Origin of the sequence: Streptomyces sp. NPDC088915, assembly GCF_044749825.1 — a bacterium.
In the GTDB taxonomy this organism is placed as follows: Bacteria; Actinomycetota; Actinomycetes; order Streptomycetales; family Streptomycetaceae; genus Streptomyces.
Map to the genome: position 1 here is coordinate 305,008 of NZ_JBIVIR010000009.1, position 17,036 is coordinate 322,043.

The window sequence follows — 17,036 nt, forward strand, 5'->3', positions numbered from 1 at the left end:
CTGACCGCAGTCCTCAGGACTGCATTCAGGCCCTGTGCGAGCACGCGGAGAAACTTCGGCACCACGGATTCCGCCGACGACGCCCTGGCCCATGCCCGCGCAAACCACGGGACAGGCAGCGCGCTGATGGTCAACGAGCCCGGTGCACCGGACCTGGACTGCCGTCAACCGATCCCGAACGCGGCGGCCGGTCTGCTCACCCGGGCACAACGCCATGGCACCGCGCGCTCCGACCTGACCGCGACGACATGGTTCGGCTCGTCACCGGAATCGCCCTGTTCACGGTCCGCGACGAAGACGCCGAACCGGCCCACCGGCTGCTGACTCTCGTTCGTGACGCCGCGTACGCAGTATCACGCCGGAGCCGGTGACACCGCTCCCGCTTCACGCGCTGCGGGTGACAGACGGCCTGCCCACCCGACACCGACACCGACTTCGGTGCCTTCGACGTCTCCGGCACAGTGAGCGTGCCCATGATGAACAAGGCCCTCGCCGGGCGGTCCGGTTAGTGAGGTGAGGTGAGGTGGCAGGATGACGCGATGTCCGATTCTCTGCACGCGCTGTGGCTGCGCGGCCTCGCCTTCAATCCGGCGGCGCCCTCCGACGTACTGATACGCCTGGTGGACCGGGCGGCCGGTGAGGTCGGCCTGCTGATGTGCGAGGGTCGTGACCTGCCCGACGCCGTCATCGATGCGGCCCTGCGCCATCCGGTCGGAACCGTCCGCGGCGCGCTCGCCCGCAACCGGCACGTCGACCCGGCACGGCTCGCCCTCCTGGCGACGGATCCGTCGGGACTCGTCCGCGCACGTCTCGCCGAAGGCCCCCGTCGCCACCTCCGACGGGTCCGACCGCTGCCGGACGACGTCCTCGTGACCCTGCTGACCGCACAGGACGGGGGAGAGGACAACAGAGTCACCGCGGACGACATCATCGGCGTGCTCGAATCGTCCCGGCAGATCCCGCTGTCCTTCCGCCATTCCCTGGCCGGCCGCGAACACCCCGAACTCCGGATGCGGGCCACCTGGAGCTGGGAGTCGCTCACCCCGGCGCAGCGGGCGGAGTTGCTCGACGATCCGGACCCCGCGGTCCGCGAAGCGGCGCAGAACAGCGTCTGGGTGCTGGATCCGGAACAAGTAGAGGCCCGACTGCCGTCCTACGCGTCGCGGGGCAAGCCTTTCGTGTTCGGCAGGTGCGCCCTGTCCCCGGCGCTCGTCGAGCAGTGCTTCAGGGACGACATGGTGTACCCCCTGGCCCGGAACCGCCACGCCCCGGCCCACGCTGTCGCCCGGCTCGCCCGCCACCCCCGGGCCGAGGTCCGCGCGTCGGTCGCCACCCGCCCCGACCTGGGGGCGGACCTGGTCGCGGAGCTGAGGCAGGACCCGGACGCGGACGTACGGATGCGCGCACGCCTCCACCCCTTCTCCCGCACCTGGGCCGAGTACGACATGATCGACAGGGTCATCGATCACGGCCCGGACTGCGAGTGCCCGATCACCGCGCCGGCGACCCCTCCGTCCCCCGGCTGGTTCGCCGCCTGCGCCGCGTCCGGGGAACCCGTGCTCCGTCGGGTCGCGGCAAGCTGGCCCGGCCTGCCCGCGGAACTCGTCGCGGAACTCGCGCAGGACGACGACGAGGAGGTACGGATCCGGTTGGCCTGCCACCACCCCCTGGCTCCGCCACGCCTCCTCCTGGACGTCTTCGTCACCCGCCCGGCCCACCGTCCGCACCTGCTGACCCTGCCCGCGTTCCCCCGTACCGGCACGAGCCACCTCATCGGCCATGCGGACCCACAGCTGCGCGCCCTGGCCGCAGCCGATCCCGCCCTGTCCGACCCACCGGTGGAAGACCCCGACGAGGCGGTACGCCGGGCGGCTGCCGCCAACCCGAGCCTGACACCACAGGCCCTGGAGGCCCTCCTCGCCGATCCCTGCACCGCAGAGGGCGCCGCGGCCAACCCGTCCCTCCCCGTCCCCCGCATGCACGCACTTCTCGACCGCTGCCTGAACGACGTCCCCACCCCGCCGACGGCGGCCCGACGCTGACACCCGGCACGTCGTCGTGGCCGGCCGTTGCCCGGCTGTCGCGACGACTACAGGGCATGGGCAGAGCGAACCGTCGGCCTGGACGGACGAGCACAGCACCTCTCGCCACCAGGTCTGCACCCGCGACGAGCACACTTCTGCCCGCGTGACGACCTGGGAGATGCGCGGTCCGTGGAACGCGTTCCGGCCCGGCCGGGGCAGTCCGCTTGCCGAGCCCGGATCCATGGGCGGTTGCCGCCGCTGAGAGTGACGGCCGGCGCGGTACCGTGCCGGCCGACGATGGCGCCCGGGGCAGCGACGACGGCACTCGGGAAGGAGCGGCGGCAACAGAGCCATGCGCTCCCACAGGTCGTCCGGAACAGGATCAGCACCCACCCGCGCAGCCTGCCGACCGAGATCGTCAGGCGCGAGATCGCGAGCTCGGCCCGCTTTGAAGCGATCAAAACGACCAATCAGTCGGTGAAGGTGCCGACCAGCCGCTGCGGGGTGATCCTGACGACCACCCGTACCACCTCCGGCGGCAGTTCCAGGTACTCCTCGCCCGCGCCGGGCCCCTCGTACTGCTCGGCCAACGCGACGGCCAGCTTCCGGCCCACGTCCTCGGCCACCGTCGCGGTACCGCGTACCTCCAGGTATCGCAGCGGGTCGGCCCGGTCGTAGACCGTCAGGCTGATCCGCGGGTCGCGCTCCATATTGGTGACCTTTCGGCGGCCGGCGGCCGAAGAGAGCAGCAGCTCATCGCCGTCCCGGGCGACCCAGACCACCGAGGTCTGCGGGCTGCCGTCGGGGTTCACGGTGGCCAGCACCGCGGGGTTCACATCGTCAAGAAGCCTGCGGGCGCCATCGTTCCACTTGATCGTCACGCCCGCGACCCTAACCAGGCCGTCAGGCGGTGTCGACCGGGATACCCCGTGCCGACACGCACGCCGGACACCCCCGCCGACCAAGATCGCGAACCGCGGGACCCGGGCTCACCTCATGACGAACCCGTCCGCGCGGGGTGCCGGGCCGGGATCGCTCATGGCGATGCTCACCGTGTCGACGCCGGTGCTCCGTCGCACGGTGAAACGGTTGCCGCCGTGAGGTAGCACGTTGGCGGTCACCCCGGTCACTACCAGGGTGAAGGTCTCCACCGCCCGGGCGGGTAGGGCCGGCTCGAAGCTGTCGGCAGGGGAGACGCGTGCCGCGGAACAGCTGATCCGCGGCACGCGGGATTCCCGTACGCGGCACTGGTGGCCCGTTCCCGCATGCGAGCCGGGAACGGGCCACCCCCCCCGTGTGGTTGCCGCCTGACCGGTCCCGTCGGGTCAGCGGCCGGCCCAGGCCTCCAGGCGGGTGTTCTTCGAGCCGTTGAGGACGAGCTTGACGGTCTGGCCGCGCTTGTACGCGATGGTCGCGTAGTGCTTCTTGCCGTTGCACCGGTGCTGCTTGGTGACGGACTTGCCGGTGTCCACGATCAGCACCTTGAGCTTGGCGTTGCCGCCGCCCCAGCAGGTGAAGACGCCGCGCGCCATGTTGGTGCCGCGGGGCAGCTTGTATCCCTGCGAGACCCACTTCTTGCCGTGGCTCTTGAGGTAGTCCCCGCTGACGTTGGCGTTCCAGACGTTGGTCCAGCTCGCCTGGGCGGTGGCCGGGGCCGCGGGGGCGGCGGAGACGGCCGGGGCGGCGCCCAGTGCGAGACCGCCGCCGAGCATCACGGTCGCCGTGGAGAGCGCGAGGTTCCTGCGCAGGTTCATGGTCGTGTTCCCTCCGTTGGTGGGCCGGGGGCGGTGCCGCCCGGCTTCGTGGCAACGACTTTCCTGCGTCAGGTTCGGCCGGTCCAGACGTGCCTCCCGTGATGGGGCAGGGTGGGACGCCCCCCGTTCTGACCTGCTGGGATGCCGCGTCCCACGCGGCGACGGTGGGACGGCCGGACTGTCCGGATCGGACCGTGGGACGCAGCGGACGGGAACCCGTGCCTCTCTTCCGGAGTCCACGCAGTGGATGAAGGGGGACGGAACATGGCTCGATGGAAGGAATTACCGGCCGGCCTGGGGGAGCGCGAACGGCAACTGCTCGTACAGCTGCGCCGTTTGAAGGACCACAGCGGGCTGAGCCTGGCCGCGCTCGCGGGCCGCACCGGCTACAGCCGCTCTTCCTGGGAGCGCTACCTCAACGGCAAGCAGCCGGTGCCGCGCCGGGCCGTGGAGGAGCTCGCCCGGGTCTGCGGGGCCGACGCGACGCGACTGGTCGTGCTTCACGAGGTGGCGGTGGGGGACCGGGCCGGGGCACCGGCGGCGCCGTCCGGCCCGGGCAGGAGGACGGAGACCCCGGACGGCGCCGCCCCGGACGCGGCGGGCGCCGGACCGGCCGGCTCTCCGGATCCCGGCACCGCTGCCGGGAGCCCCGGTTCCGGCAACGGCCCCACGCGGGAAACCGCCCCGACCGGTCTCGACAGCGTCGCGGCCGCGGAGGCAGGACGGGGAGCAGCAGGGCATGTCGTACCGCCGGACGAGGCATCTGACGGCGGATCGGGCGACCGGTGGACGAGACGACCGGTACGGCTGGGGCACGTGCTCGTGTCGGCCGTGCTCGCCGTCGCCGTCGCTTTCGTCGCCGGCCTGCTCGTCGCCGGTGCGTGGCGGGACGAAGGCTCCGGCGCGACCGACCCCTCCGCGACGGGGTACCGCCGGGGGCAGACGTACCCCTGCGAGGTACGCCGGGAGGACGGCGAGCTGCGCGCGGGGCACAGTCCCACGCGGGAGATGCTGCTGGACATCAACAGCACCGGCTTCGACGTGGTCGAGACCCAGTGCCTGCTCCGGCAGCACGGCATCGACCCGGGAGAGGCCGACGGACTGTACAGCGAGCGCACGAAGGAGGCGGTCACGCGTTTCCAGAAGGAGCGCCGTCTCGTCGCCGACGGCATCGTCGGGCCCAACACCTGGCGGGAACTGCGGCGGTGAGTGAGGTGAGCGACGTGGCGACCGAGTGCGGCCGGCTCGCCGCCGCGCTGCGCGAGCTGAGGGAGTCCACCGGGCTGAGCCTGGCCGCGCTCGCCGCGCGCACGTCGTACAGCAAGTCGTCCTGGGAGCGTTACCTCAACGGGAAGAAGCCGGTGCCGCGCCAGGCCGTCGAGTCGCTGTGCGCGATGGCGGGCGAACCGCCCGGCCGGCTCCTGGTGCTGTGGGAACTGGCCGACGCGGTCTGGAGCGGCCGGTCCGCGCTGCCCGGGCCCGCCCCGGGAGAGCCCGGCGCACAGGACGGCGGCCCGCTGCCGGCCCGGCGCCCGGCGCGCGCGAGCGCGGGACCAGTACTGCGGTATCCGCGGTGGTGGGCTGCGGGCGCCGTGGTCGGCGCGGTGGTGCTGCTCGGCCTGGGCGGGCTGACCCTGGCGCCCCGGGGCGACGGCTCCCTCGCGGACACCGGCGAGCCGGCCATCCGCAACCCCGGCTGCAAGGGTGTGACGTGCGAGGGCAAGGACCCGAAGACGATGGGGTGCGGCGGCGCCGGGATGGCCTTCACCGTCGTGGAGCGCACCGGCAGGGCCGGACAGCGCTTGGAGCTGCGGCAGGGCGAGGACTGCCGGGCGGTGTGGGTTCGCGCCACGGGCCTCAAGCCGGGCGACCGCGTGGAGATGAGGATGCCGGACGGCCGGTCGCAGCACCTCGCTGCGACCGGCCGGCAGGGCGTGGAAACGTACATCGCCACACCGATGGCCGCCGCCGACGGCCCCGGCACCCAGACCGCGCGGGTCTGCCTGATGCCGACGCGCGGAGAGCCGGAGTGTTTCGGCTGAGTGCCTCACGCCGCTCTGATGACCGGTCTTGTCGGCGTCTCGGGTGCCGGACCGGACACGTAGGACCGGCGCGCGGCAAGGAGCGTACGGAGCAAGGACCTTGACAGGTTCCGTCTTCCCGCGGGCGCCTCCGGAAAATACAGCCGGCGTCCCTGTCCATGCGGAAGCCACCCGACGTCCGGGAGGACGAAATGCAGGTATGGGCGTTACTTTTCCACGTCGCGACAGGAGCCGGCTTCGCCTGGGCCGCCGCATCCTTGCTGATGGGCCACCTGCGGACGCGCTCACGTCTGATACGTACCACGGGCACGGTGGTGGGGCGCGAGGACGGTGAATCGCGCCCGGGGGTGAAGCGGCGCTCGACCGTCTTCCGGTTCACCACCGAAGACGGGCAGACCATCGAGACCACCAGCTCCGCCCAGACCTGGCCCGGCCTCAAGGTCGGCACGACGATCCCCGTCGTCTACGACCCCGAGAACCCGTCAGAGGGCGAACGGGCGGGCGTGGTGGTCTTCAAGCTGTGCATCGCGCCGCTGATCCTCGCCTTCGGGGTGTTCGTCATCGTCGAGGCAATCCGAAACGATCTGTGACCTACCACCGCAGGCCAGGGCCCGTCGCCCGCTTCTTTCTACGCTCCCCAGCCGTTCCGTGTCCCCGTCTTGCCGTCCTGGTCGTCGCCGTCGGTGGTCGACTCGGGGGTGACGCGGTCGTCGAGGGCGATGGTGACGCGCTCGCCCTCGCCGGTGCCAAGACGGGTCAGACGCTGCTTGATCCGCTCGTAGAGCGTGGCGGCGAGTTCCTGGTCGCCGCTGCCGTCCGGGGTGGAGCTGGTGACGGTGTGCAGGCTGATCAGCAGGGCGATCAGGGAGCGGCCGGACAACGGGGCGAAGACGCGCTCGTCGGCCTCGTCGGTGACGCGCGGCGGGACACGGAAGTGGGGATGGCCGGCGGTGCGGGCGGTGAGGAACTCCCAGGTGTCGCGGTGGCAGCGCAGGTCGGCGGAGGAGACGCGGGCCGCGGTCCGCAGCAGGTCGGTGTGCTCCTCGCTCACCTGCACAGGCTCGGAGGTCTCGGCGGGACGGGCCCGGAACTCGTCGACGACCGTACGCAGTGCGGCGATCTCCTGCGCGAGGGAGGCGAACCCGGTACGGGCCTCCTCCAGCACGGTGGTGAGCTCCTCCCTGACCTGCCCGGCGACCTCGCGGACCGTCTCGCGCAGCTGCTCGGCGACGTCGGCGTTCCGCTGTTCCTCGGTCGTGCTGGCCGAGGTGGTGAACTGCTCGATGAGGGGAGTGAGTTCCCGAGCGAGGACCTCGCGGACGGCCTGGCGCACGGACTCCTCCGACAGCGCCGGCTCTGTCGCCTCCGGCACGGTCTCGGCCGCCGGCTCCTCCCCTGTCGGGCCGTCACCCTGCCCCTGTGATACGGCCGTACCGGAGGTGCCCGACCCGAATTCCTCCCCGCCGCTGGCCTGCGGCCCGGATGCGGGTGTGGGTGCGGAGGGGGAGCCGGCGATGTGGTCTTCGTGGTCGGGGCCGCGCTGGGCGGGGATCGACGGCTGAAGAGGCGTGCCCGGGTCATCGGGACCGGCGAAGGCGGCGGGTGTACCGGGTGCGGCGGGAGGCGGCGGGGTGAGGGCGAGGCCGTTGAGGTGGTTGAGGGTGGTCCGCAGCTCGGTCAGCTCCGCGCGCAGCAGGCCGGTGACCTCCTCGGTCTTGCTGACGAAGACGTCGGCGGAGACGGGCTTGACGGCGCCGTTGACGTCTTTGCGCAGCCGGTTGACCTCGTCGAAGACCCGGGTGAGCCCGTCCGCGACGGCCCGGGAGGTCGCCGCCTGGGCGTCGCGGCCGGAACCGTCGATCTTGTCGAAGCTCTCGTTGAGAGCCTCCCGCAGGCTCTGGTCCCCGTGCAGGACCGTGGCGTGCAGCATGGACACCATCTCGGCGAGGCCGGGCTTGCGAGGCATCTCTTCCCCAAATGTTGCTTTAAGTAGTTGATCACTTCCGCTGCGTATGGTGCCCGAGAGGGGAGGCCGTCCGAAGCGCAACCGACCAATTGCTCTCCGGAAAAAGGAGATTGGCCACTCTAGTACTACAAAGTGGCCAGTTCTCTGCCCTCCGGCAAGGCTCATCGCCTTCCTGACGAGACGCGCTGATTGGCCCATTCCCGACAGGCGGGGGCATGGCGTGGCTGTTGAGGCTGGGGCCCCGGCTCGTACTGCCGGGCGGGCTCCCGTAAGCCCTTCCTCACCCCTACAGGCCAAGGCCGTCCACAGGTGGCCTTGGCCAAGGCTTGTCCCGTATAACGCTGTGAGCTGGGAGATTGGGCGGCGGTACTGTCGGTCGATGGAACCCGATAAGTCGAACGAGTGCCCGCTTCATGGTGCTGGGGTGAGCGCGCAGAGCTTGGTGGGCCGTCGGCTCGCGGAAGTTGTCGGCTCGTGGCACTTGTACGGCAGCGCTACCCCCGCGGGCCCGCTGGACGTGTGGCTGATCGATGACCGGGGTGCCGCCACCTGCCTCACGACCGGATCGGATTGGTGTCTGATCGTTGAGGCGTCGAAGCCGCACGCCGACTACGACATGGGCGACTCGGGGCGCGTCATCGTGGGGACGATCGGCGAGGAGACGCCGTTCGCGGACCACGTCGGGGAGAACGTCCTGGAGGCGCGGGAGGAACACGTACCGAACACCGGGCGCGTCGCCCTGGAGCTCACATTCCCCACAGGCCGGGTCCGTTGTGAGAGTTGGGCCGGGGACCTCCGCTTGACCTCGGTGTGACGGTCTTGGCGTGAGCGGTGCGATCACGGCGTCAGAGTCACCTTGGTCAGGTCCGTTCGCGGTTCACGGGGCTCGGCCCGAGGCCGTTCCGGAAGCCGGTGACCATGCTGCGACGCGAAGGGGCGGACGCGAACCGCAGGAGCCGGTCGTAGAGCCTTCCGCTCGAGGGCAGGGCACTGTTGGTCGCCACCTCCTGGCGGACCGAACCCAACCAATGCGCCGGCTTGGCCCGCTGTTCGGGGCCTCCAAGTCGGCGGCGGACCACGTCATCGACCATCTGGGTCCGATGCTCGCGCACAAGCCGCGAAAGCGGTTCGCCGAGGACACCGTGCTCATCGTGGACGGGACCCCGGTGCCCACTCGGGACCACAGCATCGCCGAGTGGTCGAAGAACTATCGGTACTCCACCAACCACCAGGTCGTCATCGACCCCGACAGCCGCCTGGCCGTCTTGGCCAGTCGGCCGCTCGCCAGGAACCGCAACGACTGCAAGACATGGGAAGAACCAGGGGCTGAAGCAGCCGTCAGCAGGGCCGTCACGATCGCCGGCGGCGGCTACCCGGGCACCGGACTCGTCATCCCGCACCGTCGGCAGCGCGGCCAGAGCGAACCACCGGACCGAGAAGGGAAATACAACATGTCTCACAAGCAGATCCAGGCCGTGCCGAGCACGTTCTCGCCCGCATGAAGACCTGGAAGATCCCTGCGACCGCCGCCTCGCAGCCCGGGTCCCTGCCATCAAACGCCAGATGTACGGTCAACCCGGCTTCAAGCTTCTGCACAAGCGATTCCTGCTGGCGTGCTGAGCCCCGCACCACTACACACTGATCCAGCGGTACAACCGGTGGTCGCGACCCCGCAGGAGATCGGAGCGTGGTTCATCGCGGTCCGTACGGCGTCGGCGTCCAGCGCTTCGATCGCACCTGCGACTACTGCCCCGCTGAGACGTCCGGGGCCGGGACGAGCCCCCGTGTGCCGCGCCCACAGGAACGCCGTCACCGCCACCTCGTGGGTGTGATCATCGGGCCGGTCTTGCCCAGCCGCCAGTACACAGAAAGAATCACGGCATGACCAGCGACCGCCTCATGCGCATACACAGTGCCGAGTTCCAGGCCATGGCCGAGAGGGTCCTGAAGGTCACCGAGCTCACCTCCCGCCTGAACGTCCTGCCCTTCGAAGACGAAGCGGGCAAGGCGGAACTGTTCGCACAGATCCTCGGTAAGCCGCTGCCGCCCAGGGTCACGATCTATCCGCCCTTCTACACGGACCACGGCCTGAACCTCAACCTCGCCGAACGCGTCTTCATCAACCAGAACTGCACGTTCCTGGACTACGCCGGCATCCGTATCGGCGAACGCGTGATGATCGGCCCGAAGGTCACATTGATCACCAGCGGCCATCCGGTCGATCCCGAGGAACGGCGGCTGTACCTCACCGGCGCACCCATCGATATCGCAGAGAACGTATGGATCGGTGCCGGTGCAACGATCCTGCCCGGCGTCAGCATCGGCCGCGACGCCGTGATCGCGGCCGGCGCGGTCGTGGCCGATGACGTCCCGCCAGCGAGCCTGGTAACCGGCAGTAAGGCAACCGTGCACCGGAAATGGTGACGGCTCGGGCCCGGCTTCCAAAGCATCCGTTAACCGGTTGCTTCGGACCCGGCGCCTTGATCGGTGGACGCGCCGCCACCACATCACTCACGTCAAGGTCCGCTGTCTCGGCGAACAGGCCATCGCCACCCTCAAAGACGTGGGACAAACCGGCGGAGCCCGAGGCCTCGCCGGTTCCACTCAGTTCTCCGGGCACGCCTCCGGGTTCAGGTCGGGGACGCCCGGCGTGGGCTTCTTGAGCAGGGGAGCCAGGTTCTTCCGGTACATGGCGTCCCACCCCGATGCGTCCTTGAGGATCGCCGCCACCGCCGAGCACACCTTCTTCTTCAGGGCCGGCGTCCCGGAACGCATGGCCACACCGTATTCCTCCGTGCCCTCGATCGGGTCCAGCATCTTGACCTTGTCCGACTGGGCGTAGCCTGCGAGAACGGCGTCGTCCGAGGCCACTGCGTAGACGTTCGTCTCGTTGCTCAGCAGCTGCTCCAGACAGTATTGGTAGGTGGCCGGCAGCGACTTCATCAGGGTGAAGCCGAGCGAGGGAAGGTCCTTCGCGTAGGTCGAGCCCTTGGCGGTGCACACCTCGACCTTCTTGGTCCTCAGATAACTGGAGTCCTTGATCTCCCCGTGCCTCATCGAGTTCTCACGCACCAGGAACCCCCGGCCCGCCGTGTAGTACGGGCCGACGAAATCGATCTCGGCACTTTCCCGCATCGTGTACGAGGCAATGACGAGATCTACCGCCTTCCTCTCCAGATGGCTCTCCCGGTTCCCGGACGTGACCTCGACGAACTCGACGTCCTTGTCCTCGTATCCCAGGTTCCGGGCGACCTTGTAGGCCATGTCGACGTCAAGGCCCGCGTACGTGTAGTTCCCTTCGTCATCCTTTCCCTGCCTCAGGCTCAGCCCTGGCTGATCGGCCTTGACACCGATCTTCAGCTGAGAATGAGCCTTCCTCCACTCCGCCCATGCCTGTGCCTCGGTGTCGCCACCCCGGCCGTCCGGGCCGGCAGTACCACTGGCCTCGTCCTTCTCGCCCGAGTCAGGACCCAAGCCGACTCCGCTCGCCACCAGCCAGCCGACGGAAGCCAGCAACACCGCGACGAGAGCCGTCGCCACCGCCCCCTTCGCCCCCTTCGAGCCCTTCCGGAATCCGGACCTCGAGTCCTTCTCCGGAGTGACCGGGGCGGCGGAAGCCCTCGGGAGAGCCGGGACGGACGCATGCTCCGACGCGTGCTCGGAGGCGGACCCCATCCGGTGTCCCGGCGGATGCGTCACGGCCCGACGGGAACGGCGTTCGACGGAGCGCCCAGCACCTCGCGCAACATGCTGTCCGCTGTGGACGTGTCCAGACGCTCGTCGGGGTTCGTGCGCAGCAGACCCTGGATGACCGGGGCGAGGAGACCCGCATGCCGCAGGGAAGGGTACGGCGACTGCTGGATACTCGCCTGGACTTCCCAAGGCTCCCTGCCTTCGAAGGGAAGGCTGCCCTCGACCATCTCGTACAGCATGATCCCCAGTGCCCACAGGTCCGAGGCGGGGCTGGGACCGCTGGAGAAGAGCTCGGGCGCCTGGTACGGGGGCGTGCCGATGATGCTGCCGGACTGGGTCAGCGGGGTTGCTCCCTCGAACGTCGCAATCCCGAAGTCCACCAGGATGACATGCCCGTCGTCCCGGACCAGTACGTTGCCCGGCTTCACATCACGGTGGAGGACTGACGCCGCATGCACCGCCCGTAACCCCTGGAGGACCTGGTGGCCGATGTCCGCCGCCCTTGGTACCGCGAGCATCCTCTGCCTGCGCAGCAGATCCGCCAAAGACCTGCCGTCGAGCAGCTTCATCACGATCCAGACCTGATTGTCGGTCTCGACCTGGTCGTGGACCGTCACCACGTTCGGGTGCTCGATCTTGGCTATGGCCTCCGCCTCCCGGCGCGCCCGCTGCATTGCCGCAGCCTGGGAACCGGCGGCCACCGCATTGCGATCGAGCAGACCCTTTATGGCGACGAACCGGCGCAGCCGCCGGTCGTAGGCCTTCCACACCTCGCCCATGCCGCCGCTGCCGATCGGTTCCAGCAGCTCGTAGCGGCCCTCGATCACCACCTGCGGGTGGTTGGGCGTTGGCGAGGCTCCGTGGGGCGATGTCGTGGGCCATTGCTGAGCCGCCCCGGAGCCCACCTGCTGAGGCGTGCTGCCCGCCCATGGTCCGTCAGGACCACCACCGACTTCAGCTCTGTCCTCGTCTTGCACGCGCCCCCCTGAAACCTGGATTCAAACCACAGTAGATGCTTGGTCCGAACCGCACGTAGAACAATGAGATCTGGCAGTAGCGAACAACGCGCCCCGCACGATGGTGGCAGAAGAGCGTGAACGAGACCCGTTGAACTGTTCTGACCTTTTCTGTCGCTCCGCTGTGAGCCAATCAGAGAGGCTGGACCTCGCGCCCAAGGAGAGTGACGCAGTCCTCCGTAGCCAGGCTGTACGTCTGGTGACAGAGCATCGTGCGCAGCAGTCCTCCGAACGTGCTCTGTCGAGTACCGGTAGGAATGGTCATCGACTACGAGCCCGTTGCGCCCTACGGCATGGCCGACCGCTCGTGCTGGGGGCTGTGCGAAGGAAGCCGGCCTTGGGGCGGGGGCGCTCCGAACGGTGGGGCCGTGGCGTTGGGCTCGGCGGGCACGGAGTCGGCGTACCGCCTGGGGGCAATGAAAAGGCCTGGGGACAGGATCAGTCCCGAGGAAGTCAGGAGAGTCAGCAGTATCGGACCTGACTTCTCCGACAAGGCCCGGGCGGCATCGACGAGGCGTGGCAGCTGGTCGGCGGGCGGGGACAGGGCGATGCAGACGGGCCGGTTGTCGAGCGGGACCGGAACGGCGACGCATGCCTTGCGCCGGGAGTGCTCCAGGACATCGAACCGGCCGACGTGGGGCCGTGGTCGTCCAGGGGGAGGAAGAGCGTGGCGGGGTCGGCGATGGCGCGGTCCTCCTCGGAGACGATGAGTTGTCCGACAGTACCTTCCAGCGGCAGCACCGCCGGAACAGGTACCACCGTGCCCGCGCCGTGGCTGCTCGTGGCTCCGGCGGCGACAGGGGAGAAGGACAAGAGGGGCCAAGGCGAGGCAGAGCGCGGCGGTACCGCGCAGCAGGTTAACGGCTCCTTTTGTAGGCGTAGTGGCCCCGGGCCCGTGGACACGCAGGGTCCGACGCCTTCATCAGCCGTAGGAAGTGTTGCAGTTCGACGGGGAATCGTTCTGCCTCGGTGTAACTGGGTTCACCTGCGAGGACGAGACCACAGGGCGCCATCCTTCACCGCCCCGACCTTCATCGGCCACGTCCGCTGGTGCGCTGCCTACGGCAATCGACAACGCGGCCGTGCTTGGGCGTTGAGAGTGCTCCAGTTGCCACCGCCGCCACGGCCGCCGAAGGAGCCTGCACAGAAGGCACCCGGGGAACAGCCTTCACCGGGATTCGAACCCGGGTTTCCGATTCCGGGTGAACCGGAGACCGGTGTCCTTGGCCGCTGGACGACGAAGACCACTGCGACATCGTACGGTCGGGCACGGCAGCGACCCACCGCATTTTTTAGGCGAGGAGGAGCTGGCCCCGCCGTGCTCGGGGGAGTGATGGAACCGGTACCGGCTCCCATCGGCACCCGTTCTGCAGCGGGGTACCTCATGACGATCGTAGGGACCCTTGTGGGGCGTTCAGGAGTATGCCTGACCAGCGAGGAGCCATAGTCCCTGGAAAACCTTTTTCGGCTGGTCGTAGATTGCTGAAGCGTAGTGCCGACATGACCCATCGGGTCATGGTTCCGGAGTGTGCTGGCTGCTGCTCGTAGTCGCGGGCGAGGCTGCGCTGTGTGATGATCGGTGATTCACGACAGTGAGCCTCTTTCACCCTCCAGCACAGGATGAAAGAGGCTCACTACCGTCTGCCAGGGACCGAATGCTTCGCGGGACAGATCTCTCCAGGGAATACCTGTGCGGTATCGGTAGATGATCCCTGCGACGATGCGACGGCGAACGGGTGCCCTGCCTTCCCCGCGCTGCGGGGAAGGCAGGGCACCAGGCGTGTCCATTGCTCGTCGGTCAGCAAGCGCATGCGCCCGCTCGTGGTCACCGAGGCTGGTAAGCAGTGGCCAGCACGGAGACGGTGACCTGGTCGGGCAGGACGCTGCCGTCGTTCAGGTCTGCACGACTCACGTGGCGTGCGCTCGGTTTCATCGCCACCAGGTGCAGGGCATCCAGCCTGGTCAAGGGAACGGAATACTCAACCTGTTCGGTAACGGCGACCTCCAAGAACGGGTTGAGCGCCCGGTCCAGGCGCTGTTCCTTGGCCGGGTCGATCGTGACCATCGCAGGCACCTGCCCACGCAGTTCGGCCAGGTGCCGTCCGGTGGGTCGGACCACAATCAGCCTGCCGGTCGGGCGCAGTACTCGGCGGAACTCGGCCGGGTTGCGTGGGGCGAACACGTCCAGCACGATATCGGCCGCCTCGTCGGCCAGCGGGAAGGGACGGAAGACGTCCCAGGCCACCGCGGCGGCTCGGTCGTGGGCACGGGCTGCCAAGCGCAGTGCGCGCACCGATGTGTCCAGCCCCAGACCACGGGCGCCGGGCAGCTGATCGAGTACGCCGGCCAGGTAGTAGCCGGTGCCGCACCCCACGTCCACCACCGTGCCCTGCTCAGACACGGCGACGGCCGCCAGGCGGGCCCCGACTTCGCGAATGGGCGCGTAGGCGCCGGTCGACAGGAACCGATCCCGGGCCTGGACCATGGCCGCGTCGTCGCCGCTGGTGGCACGGGTGCCCGTCAGCAGGCTGGCATAGCCGTGACGGGCGGTATCGAAGGTATGGCCCACCGGGCAACGCAGCGCACCGCACTCGGGGTGCAGGCGGCGCGTTCGGCACGTCGGGCAGCGAAGAAGGTTGAGGGACAGATCGAGGGCAGGGGGAAGCGACACGGGCACGAGGCACTCCTGGCAAGGGGGGAAGGGAAGGGATCGTGCCTGCGCGCTCAGAGCGTCACTGCCGCAGGAAGGAACGGGCAGCATCTGGATGTGATTCACGCAGCAGGCACACCAAGGAGGGCAACGCCGTCCGGCATCGCCCTCAGCGCCTTCCGATCACAGGAAGCAGCAGTGCGGGGTGCTCATGAATGCCACGTCATAAGTCTACGAGCACGGCGAAGCCTCCATGCCAAGAGTTGAGAGACACGGCCTGGAACCGCCACCGCCCGGCCCGGGGCGCACGAGAGGACTGTGCGGCATGCCCCTGCTCGCCGTCCGGGCGTGCTGAGGGCCCGGTCAGTCGACCAGCCGGATCAGAGCAGCGGTCAGGGTGATGAGCGTCTCGACGTCCACGCGCGTGTGGGTGAAGGTCTTGTCCGCACCGCCCTGACGCGGGCCGACGGCGGTCTGCTCCTCGAGCGCCTTGCGGATCACGGCCCAGCGCTCGCCCACGTTCCGTTCACGCTTCGGTTTCTTCCCCGGCCGCCCCCAGCCACTGTTGCGCTCGATGTACTCCAGGGCGCGGCGGGCACTGAGCAGGGCGCCGTCGATGTCGTCCTCCCGCAGCCGGCGCTGCGCCTGAAGCAGGTGATCGGCCGCCTTCCGTCCGGGCCGATCGTCGGCGGGGAAGGGAACGAGCATCTCCACACCGAGGGAGCGGCCCAGCCCTTCGAGCTCCCGGAGCCAGTGGTTTTCGGCGATGTTTAGGCGCAGCCGCACGTCGGGGCAGCCCGGATGTACGGATGCCTGGGGCAGCACGGCCCGTACGTTCAGTTCCAGGTGCAGGTCGCCGTATCGGCGTTCCTCCAGGGCCCTCACGAGGGTGTTGGGAAGGACGTACTGCAGGTGCGGCTGCTCGACGGCGCCCGGTTCGAAGGGCACCGTCACGGCCGCAGACCCCAGCCACAGCAGCGAACCTGCGCCGGCGGGGGCGTACAGATCGCTTTCCAGGATCAGGACCCGGCCCGCCTCGGCGACCGCCGGGAGCCGCACTTCCAGCTCCAGACGCAGTGCGTGCGCGCCGAGCCCTTTGAGGAGCGCCAGGCTTTCGCCCCGGTGACTGATGGGGACGGTTCCCACCGGTTGCTCGAAGCGCAGTTCGTCCAGCACGTTGACCTTCTCCAACGACATCGCGGGGCCCGCCGGAGTTCTCTCGACAGGGTTTTCGGGAGACCGAAAGCCTCAGCCTACGGGCGGGAGACGACATCGGGTAACAGACCGCCGAGGTCTCCGGCTCCACATGCAGCACCTCTACGGGCCCAGACCCCTCCGCAGGTGCCGGAGCTGTCCGTCGCTTCTACTACAACGCTGATACGGCCTGTGCTGCCCGGCGGTGAACTGCTCCCACCGGTCTTCCTCGACGGACCTGCGGACGGTGCCGCGCCGGAAGAGTGGCAGTACGGTGTGCCGTTCGCCGTCCTCCACGAGCAGGGCGGGACCGTCGTGAAGGACGAAGGCGCCGGTTCCCCGGCCCGCCCGCCCGGCGGCCGACTGCCCGGACCCCGTCCGTGCCCGCCTCGTACAGACCGATGAGGCGAAATCGCGCGATGGTGAGGACGAGCAGCACGGCGAATCCGGCTTCTCGCCCGGCTACCGGTGAACGCGTCGAATGAGCGCGTCGAACCCCGGGCCGGCCCCTCCGGCCCGGGGGCGCCGTCGACTGTCCGCGGCACGCTCGTTCCTGCCTGGACCGGCTGTCGGCTGTAAGAACTCCTAACAAAATGCGGTTTGGTCGAAGACTCCGCTGCCGACGGCGGGTGTGGCGTTGCATGACAGGATCCGGCTGTGACGTGTGATGTGTGTGGCCACGAGATGCGGCGGGCGC

The 17,036-nt window shown here is 69.2% G+C and carries 14 protein-coding genes, 1 tRNA gene and 2 pseudogenes; 7 read left to right on the forward strand and 10 right to left on the reverse strand.

The window, feature by feature from the left end; genetic code table 11:
* Nucleotides 1-539 precede the first annotated feature (539 nt).
* Nucleotides 540-2,042 (forward strand): hypothetical protein, encoded by a 1,503-nt coding sequence (locus ACIP5O_RS18965; RefSeq protein WP_401294668.1) that lies wholly within the window; start codon nt 540-542, stop codon nt 2,040-2,042.
* 452 nt (nt 2,043-2,494) lie between these two features.
* On the opposite strand, the gene ACIP5O_RS18970 is transcribed toward ACIP5O_RS18965, so the two are convergent.
* The 3 genes from ACIP5O_RS18970 to ACIP5O_RS18980 form a co-directional block, all read right to left on the reverse strand.
* Nucleotides 2,495-2,905: a PPOX class F420-dependent oxidoreductase gene (locus tag ACIP5O_RS18970; protein WP_401294670.1), complete on the reverse strand. Its 411-nt coding sequence runs from the start codon at nt 2,903-2,905 to the stop codon at nt 2,495-2,497.
* Between the two features lie 108 nt (nt 2,906-3,013).
* Nucleotides 3,014-3,175: a hypothetical protein gene (locus ACIP5O_RS18975; protein WP_401294672.1), complete on the reverse strand. Its 162-nt coding sequence runs from the start codon at nt 3,173-3,175 to the stop codon at nt 3,014-3,016.
* A gap of 174 nt (nt 3,176-3,349) precedes the next feature.
* A complete protein-coding gene (locus tag ACIP5O_RS18980) occupies nt 3,350-3,778 on the reverse strand; it encodes a hypothetical protein (RefSeq protein ID WP_401294674.1) in 429 nt (142 codons plus the stop codon).
* Between the two features lie 264 nt (nt 3,779-4,042).
* On the opposite strand from ACIP5O_RS18980, the gene ACIP5O_RS18985 reads away from it, so the two are divergent.
* The 3 genes from ACIP5O_RS18985 to ACIP5O_RS18995 all read left to right on the forward strand — a co-directional run bounded on the left by ACIP5O_RS18985 (nt 4,043) and on the right by ACIP5O_RS18995 (nt 6,410).
* Entirely contained in the window at nt 4,043-4,987 is a 945-nt protein-coding gene (locus tag ACIP5O_RS18985) for a helix-turn-helix domain-containing protein (protein WP_401294675.1), read from the forward strand.
* Nucleotides 4,984-5,820: a helix-turn-helix domain-containing protein gene (locus tag ACIP5O_RS18990; protein ID WP_401294677.1), complete on the forward strand. Its 837-nt coding sequence runs from the start codon at nt 4,984-4,986 to the stop codon at nt 5,818-5,820. The genes ACIP5O_RS18985 and ACIP5O_RS18990 overlap by 4 nt, the downstream gene beginning before the upstream one ends.
* 191 nt (nt 5,821-6,011) lie before the next feature.
* The gene (locus tag ACIP5O_RS18995) at nt 6,012-6,410 is read left to right on the forward strand and encodes a DUF3592 domain-containing protein (protein ID WP_401294679.1); all 399 of its coding nucleotides are present in this window, start codon (nt 6,012-6,014) and stop codon (nt 6,408-6,410) included.
* Between the two features lie 38 nt (nt 6,411-6,448).
* On the opposite strand, the gene ACIP5O_RS19000 is transcribed toward ACIP5O_RS18995, so the two are convergent.
* Nucleotides 6,449-7,786, reverse strand: a complete 1,338-nt coding sequence (locus ACIP5O_RS19000) for a hypothetical protein (RefSeq protein ID WP_401294681.1) — start codon at nt 7,784-7,786, stop codon at nt 6,449-6,451.
* A 424-nt stretch (nt 7,787-8,210) separates the two neighbouring features.
* Between ACIP5O_RS19000 and ACIP5O_RS19005 the strand changes: the two genes are divergently transcribed.
* The 3 genes and pseudogenes from ACIP5O_RS19005 (at nt 8,211) to ACIP5O_RS19015 (ending at nt 10,210) form a co-directional block, all read left to right on the forward strand.
* Nucleotides 8,211-8,600: a hypothetical protein gene (locus ACIP5O_RS19005; RefSeq protein ID WP_401294683.1), complete on the forward strand. Its 390-nt coding sequence runs from the start codon at nt 8,211-8,213 to the stop codon at nt 8,598-8,600.
* A gap of 10 nt (nt 8,601-8,610) precedes the next feature.
* A pseudogene (locus ACIP5O_RS19010) lies at nt 8,611-9,302 on the forward strand (transposase); the annotation flags it as partial.
* Between the two features lie 365 nt (nt 9,303-9,667).
* Entirely contained in the window at nt 9,668-10,210 is a 543-nt protein-coding gene (locus ACIP5O_RS19015; RefSeq protein WP_401294685.1) for a sugar O-acetyltransferase, read from the forward strand.
* 180 nt (nt 10,211-10,390) lie between these two features.
* On the opposite strand, the gene ACIP5O_RS19020 is transcribed toward ACIP5O_RS19015, so the two are convergent.
* The 6 genes and pseudogenes from ACIP5O_RS19020 to ACIP5O_RS19045 form a co-directional block, all read right to left on the reverse strand.
* Nucleotides 10,391-11,485, reverse strand: coding sequence for a transporter substrate-binding domain-containing protein (locus tag ACIP5O_RS19020; protein WP_401294687.1), 1,095 nt, complete (start codon nt 11,483-11,485; stop codon nt 10,391-10,393).
* Entirely contained in the window at nt 11,482-12,309 is an 828-nt protein-coding gene (locus ACIP5O_RS19025) for a serine/threonine-protein kinase (protein WP_401294689.1), read from the reverse strand. The genes ACIP5O_RS19020 and ACIP5O_RS19025 overlap by 4 nt, the downstream gene beginning before the upstream one ends.
* A 1,349-nt stretch (nt 12,310-13,658) precedes the next feature.
* A tRNA-OTHER gene (locus tag ACIP5O_RS19030) sits at nt 13,659-13,740 on the reverse strand.
* A 390-nt stretch (nt 13,741-14,130) separates the two neighbouring features.
* Nucleotides 14,131-14,324, reverse strand: a pseudogene (locus tag ACIP5O_RS19035) (transposase); the annotation flags it as partial.
* Nucleotides 14,321-15,172, reverse strand: coding sequence for a methyltransferase domain-containing protein (locus tag ACIP5O_RS19040; protein ID WP_401294691.1), 852 nt, complete (start codon nt 15,170-15,172; stop codon nt 14,321-14,323). The gene ACIP5O_RS19040 and the pseudogene ACIP5O_RS19035, both read right to left, overlap by 4 nt.
* Nucleotides 15,173-15,508: 336 nt before the next feature.
* Nucleotides 15,509-16,321 (reverse strand): hypothetical protein, encoded by an 813-nt coding sequence (locus ACIP5O_RS19045; RefSeq protein ID WP_401294693.1) that lies wholly within the window; start codon nt 16,319-16,321, stop codon nt 15,509-15,511.
* Nucleotides 16,322-17,036 lie beyond the last annotated feature (715 nt).

Bases quoted from the DNA above. Each gene is read 5' to 3' on its own strand.
- ACIP5O_RS18965 (WP_401294668.1), top strand. From the start codon at position 540: ATGTCCGATTCTCTGCACGCGCTGTGGCTGCGCGGCCTCGCCTTCAAT.
- ACIP5O_RS18980 (WP_401294674.1), bottom strand. From the start codon at position 3,778: ATGAACCTGCGCAGGAACCTCGCGCTCTCCACGGCGACCGTGATGCTC.
- ACIP5O_RS18985 (WP_401294675.1), top strand. From the start codon at position 4,043: ATGGCTCGATGGAAGGAATTACCGGCCGGCCTGGGGGAGCGCGAACGG.
- ACIP5O_RS18995 (WP_401294679.1), top strand. From the start codon at position 6,012: ATGCAGGTATGGGCGTTACTTTTCCACGTCGCGACAGGAGCCGGCTTC.
- ACIP5O_RS19000 (WP_401294681.1), bottom strand. From the start codon at position 7,786: ATGCCTCGCAAGCCCGGCCTCGCCGAGATGGTGTCCATGCTGCACGCC.
- ACIP5O_RS19015 (WP_401294685.1), top strand. From the start codon at position 9,668: ATGACCAGCGACCGCCTCATGCGCATACACAGTGCCGAGTTCCAGGCC.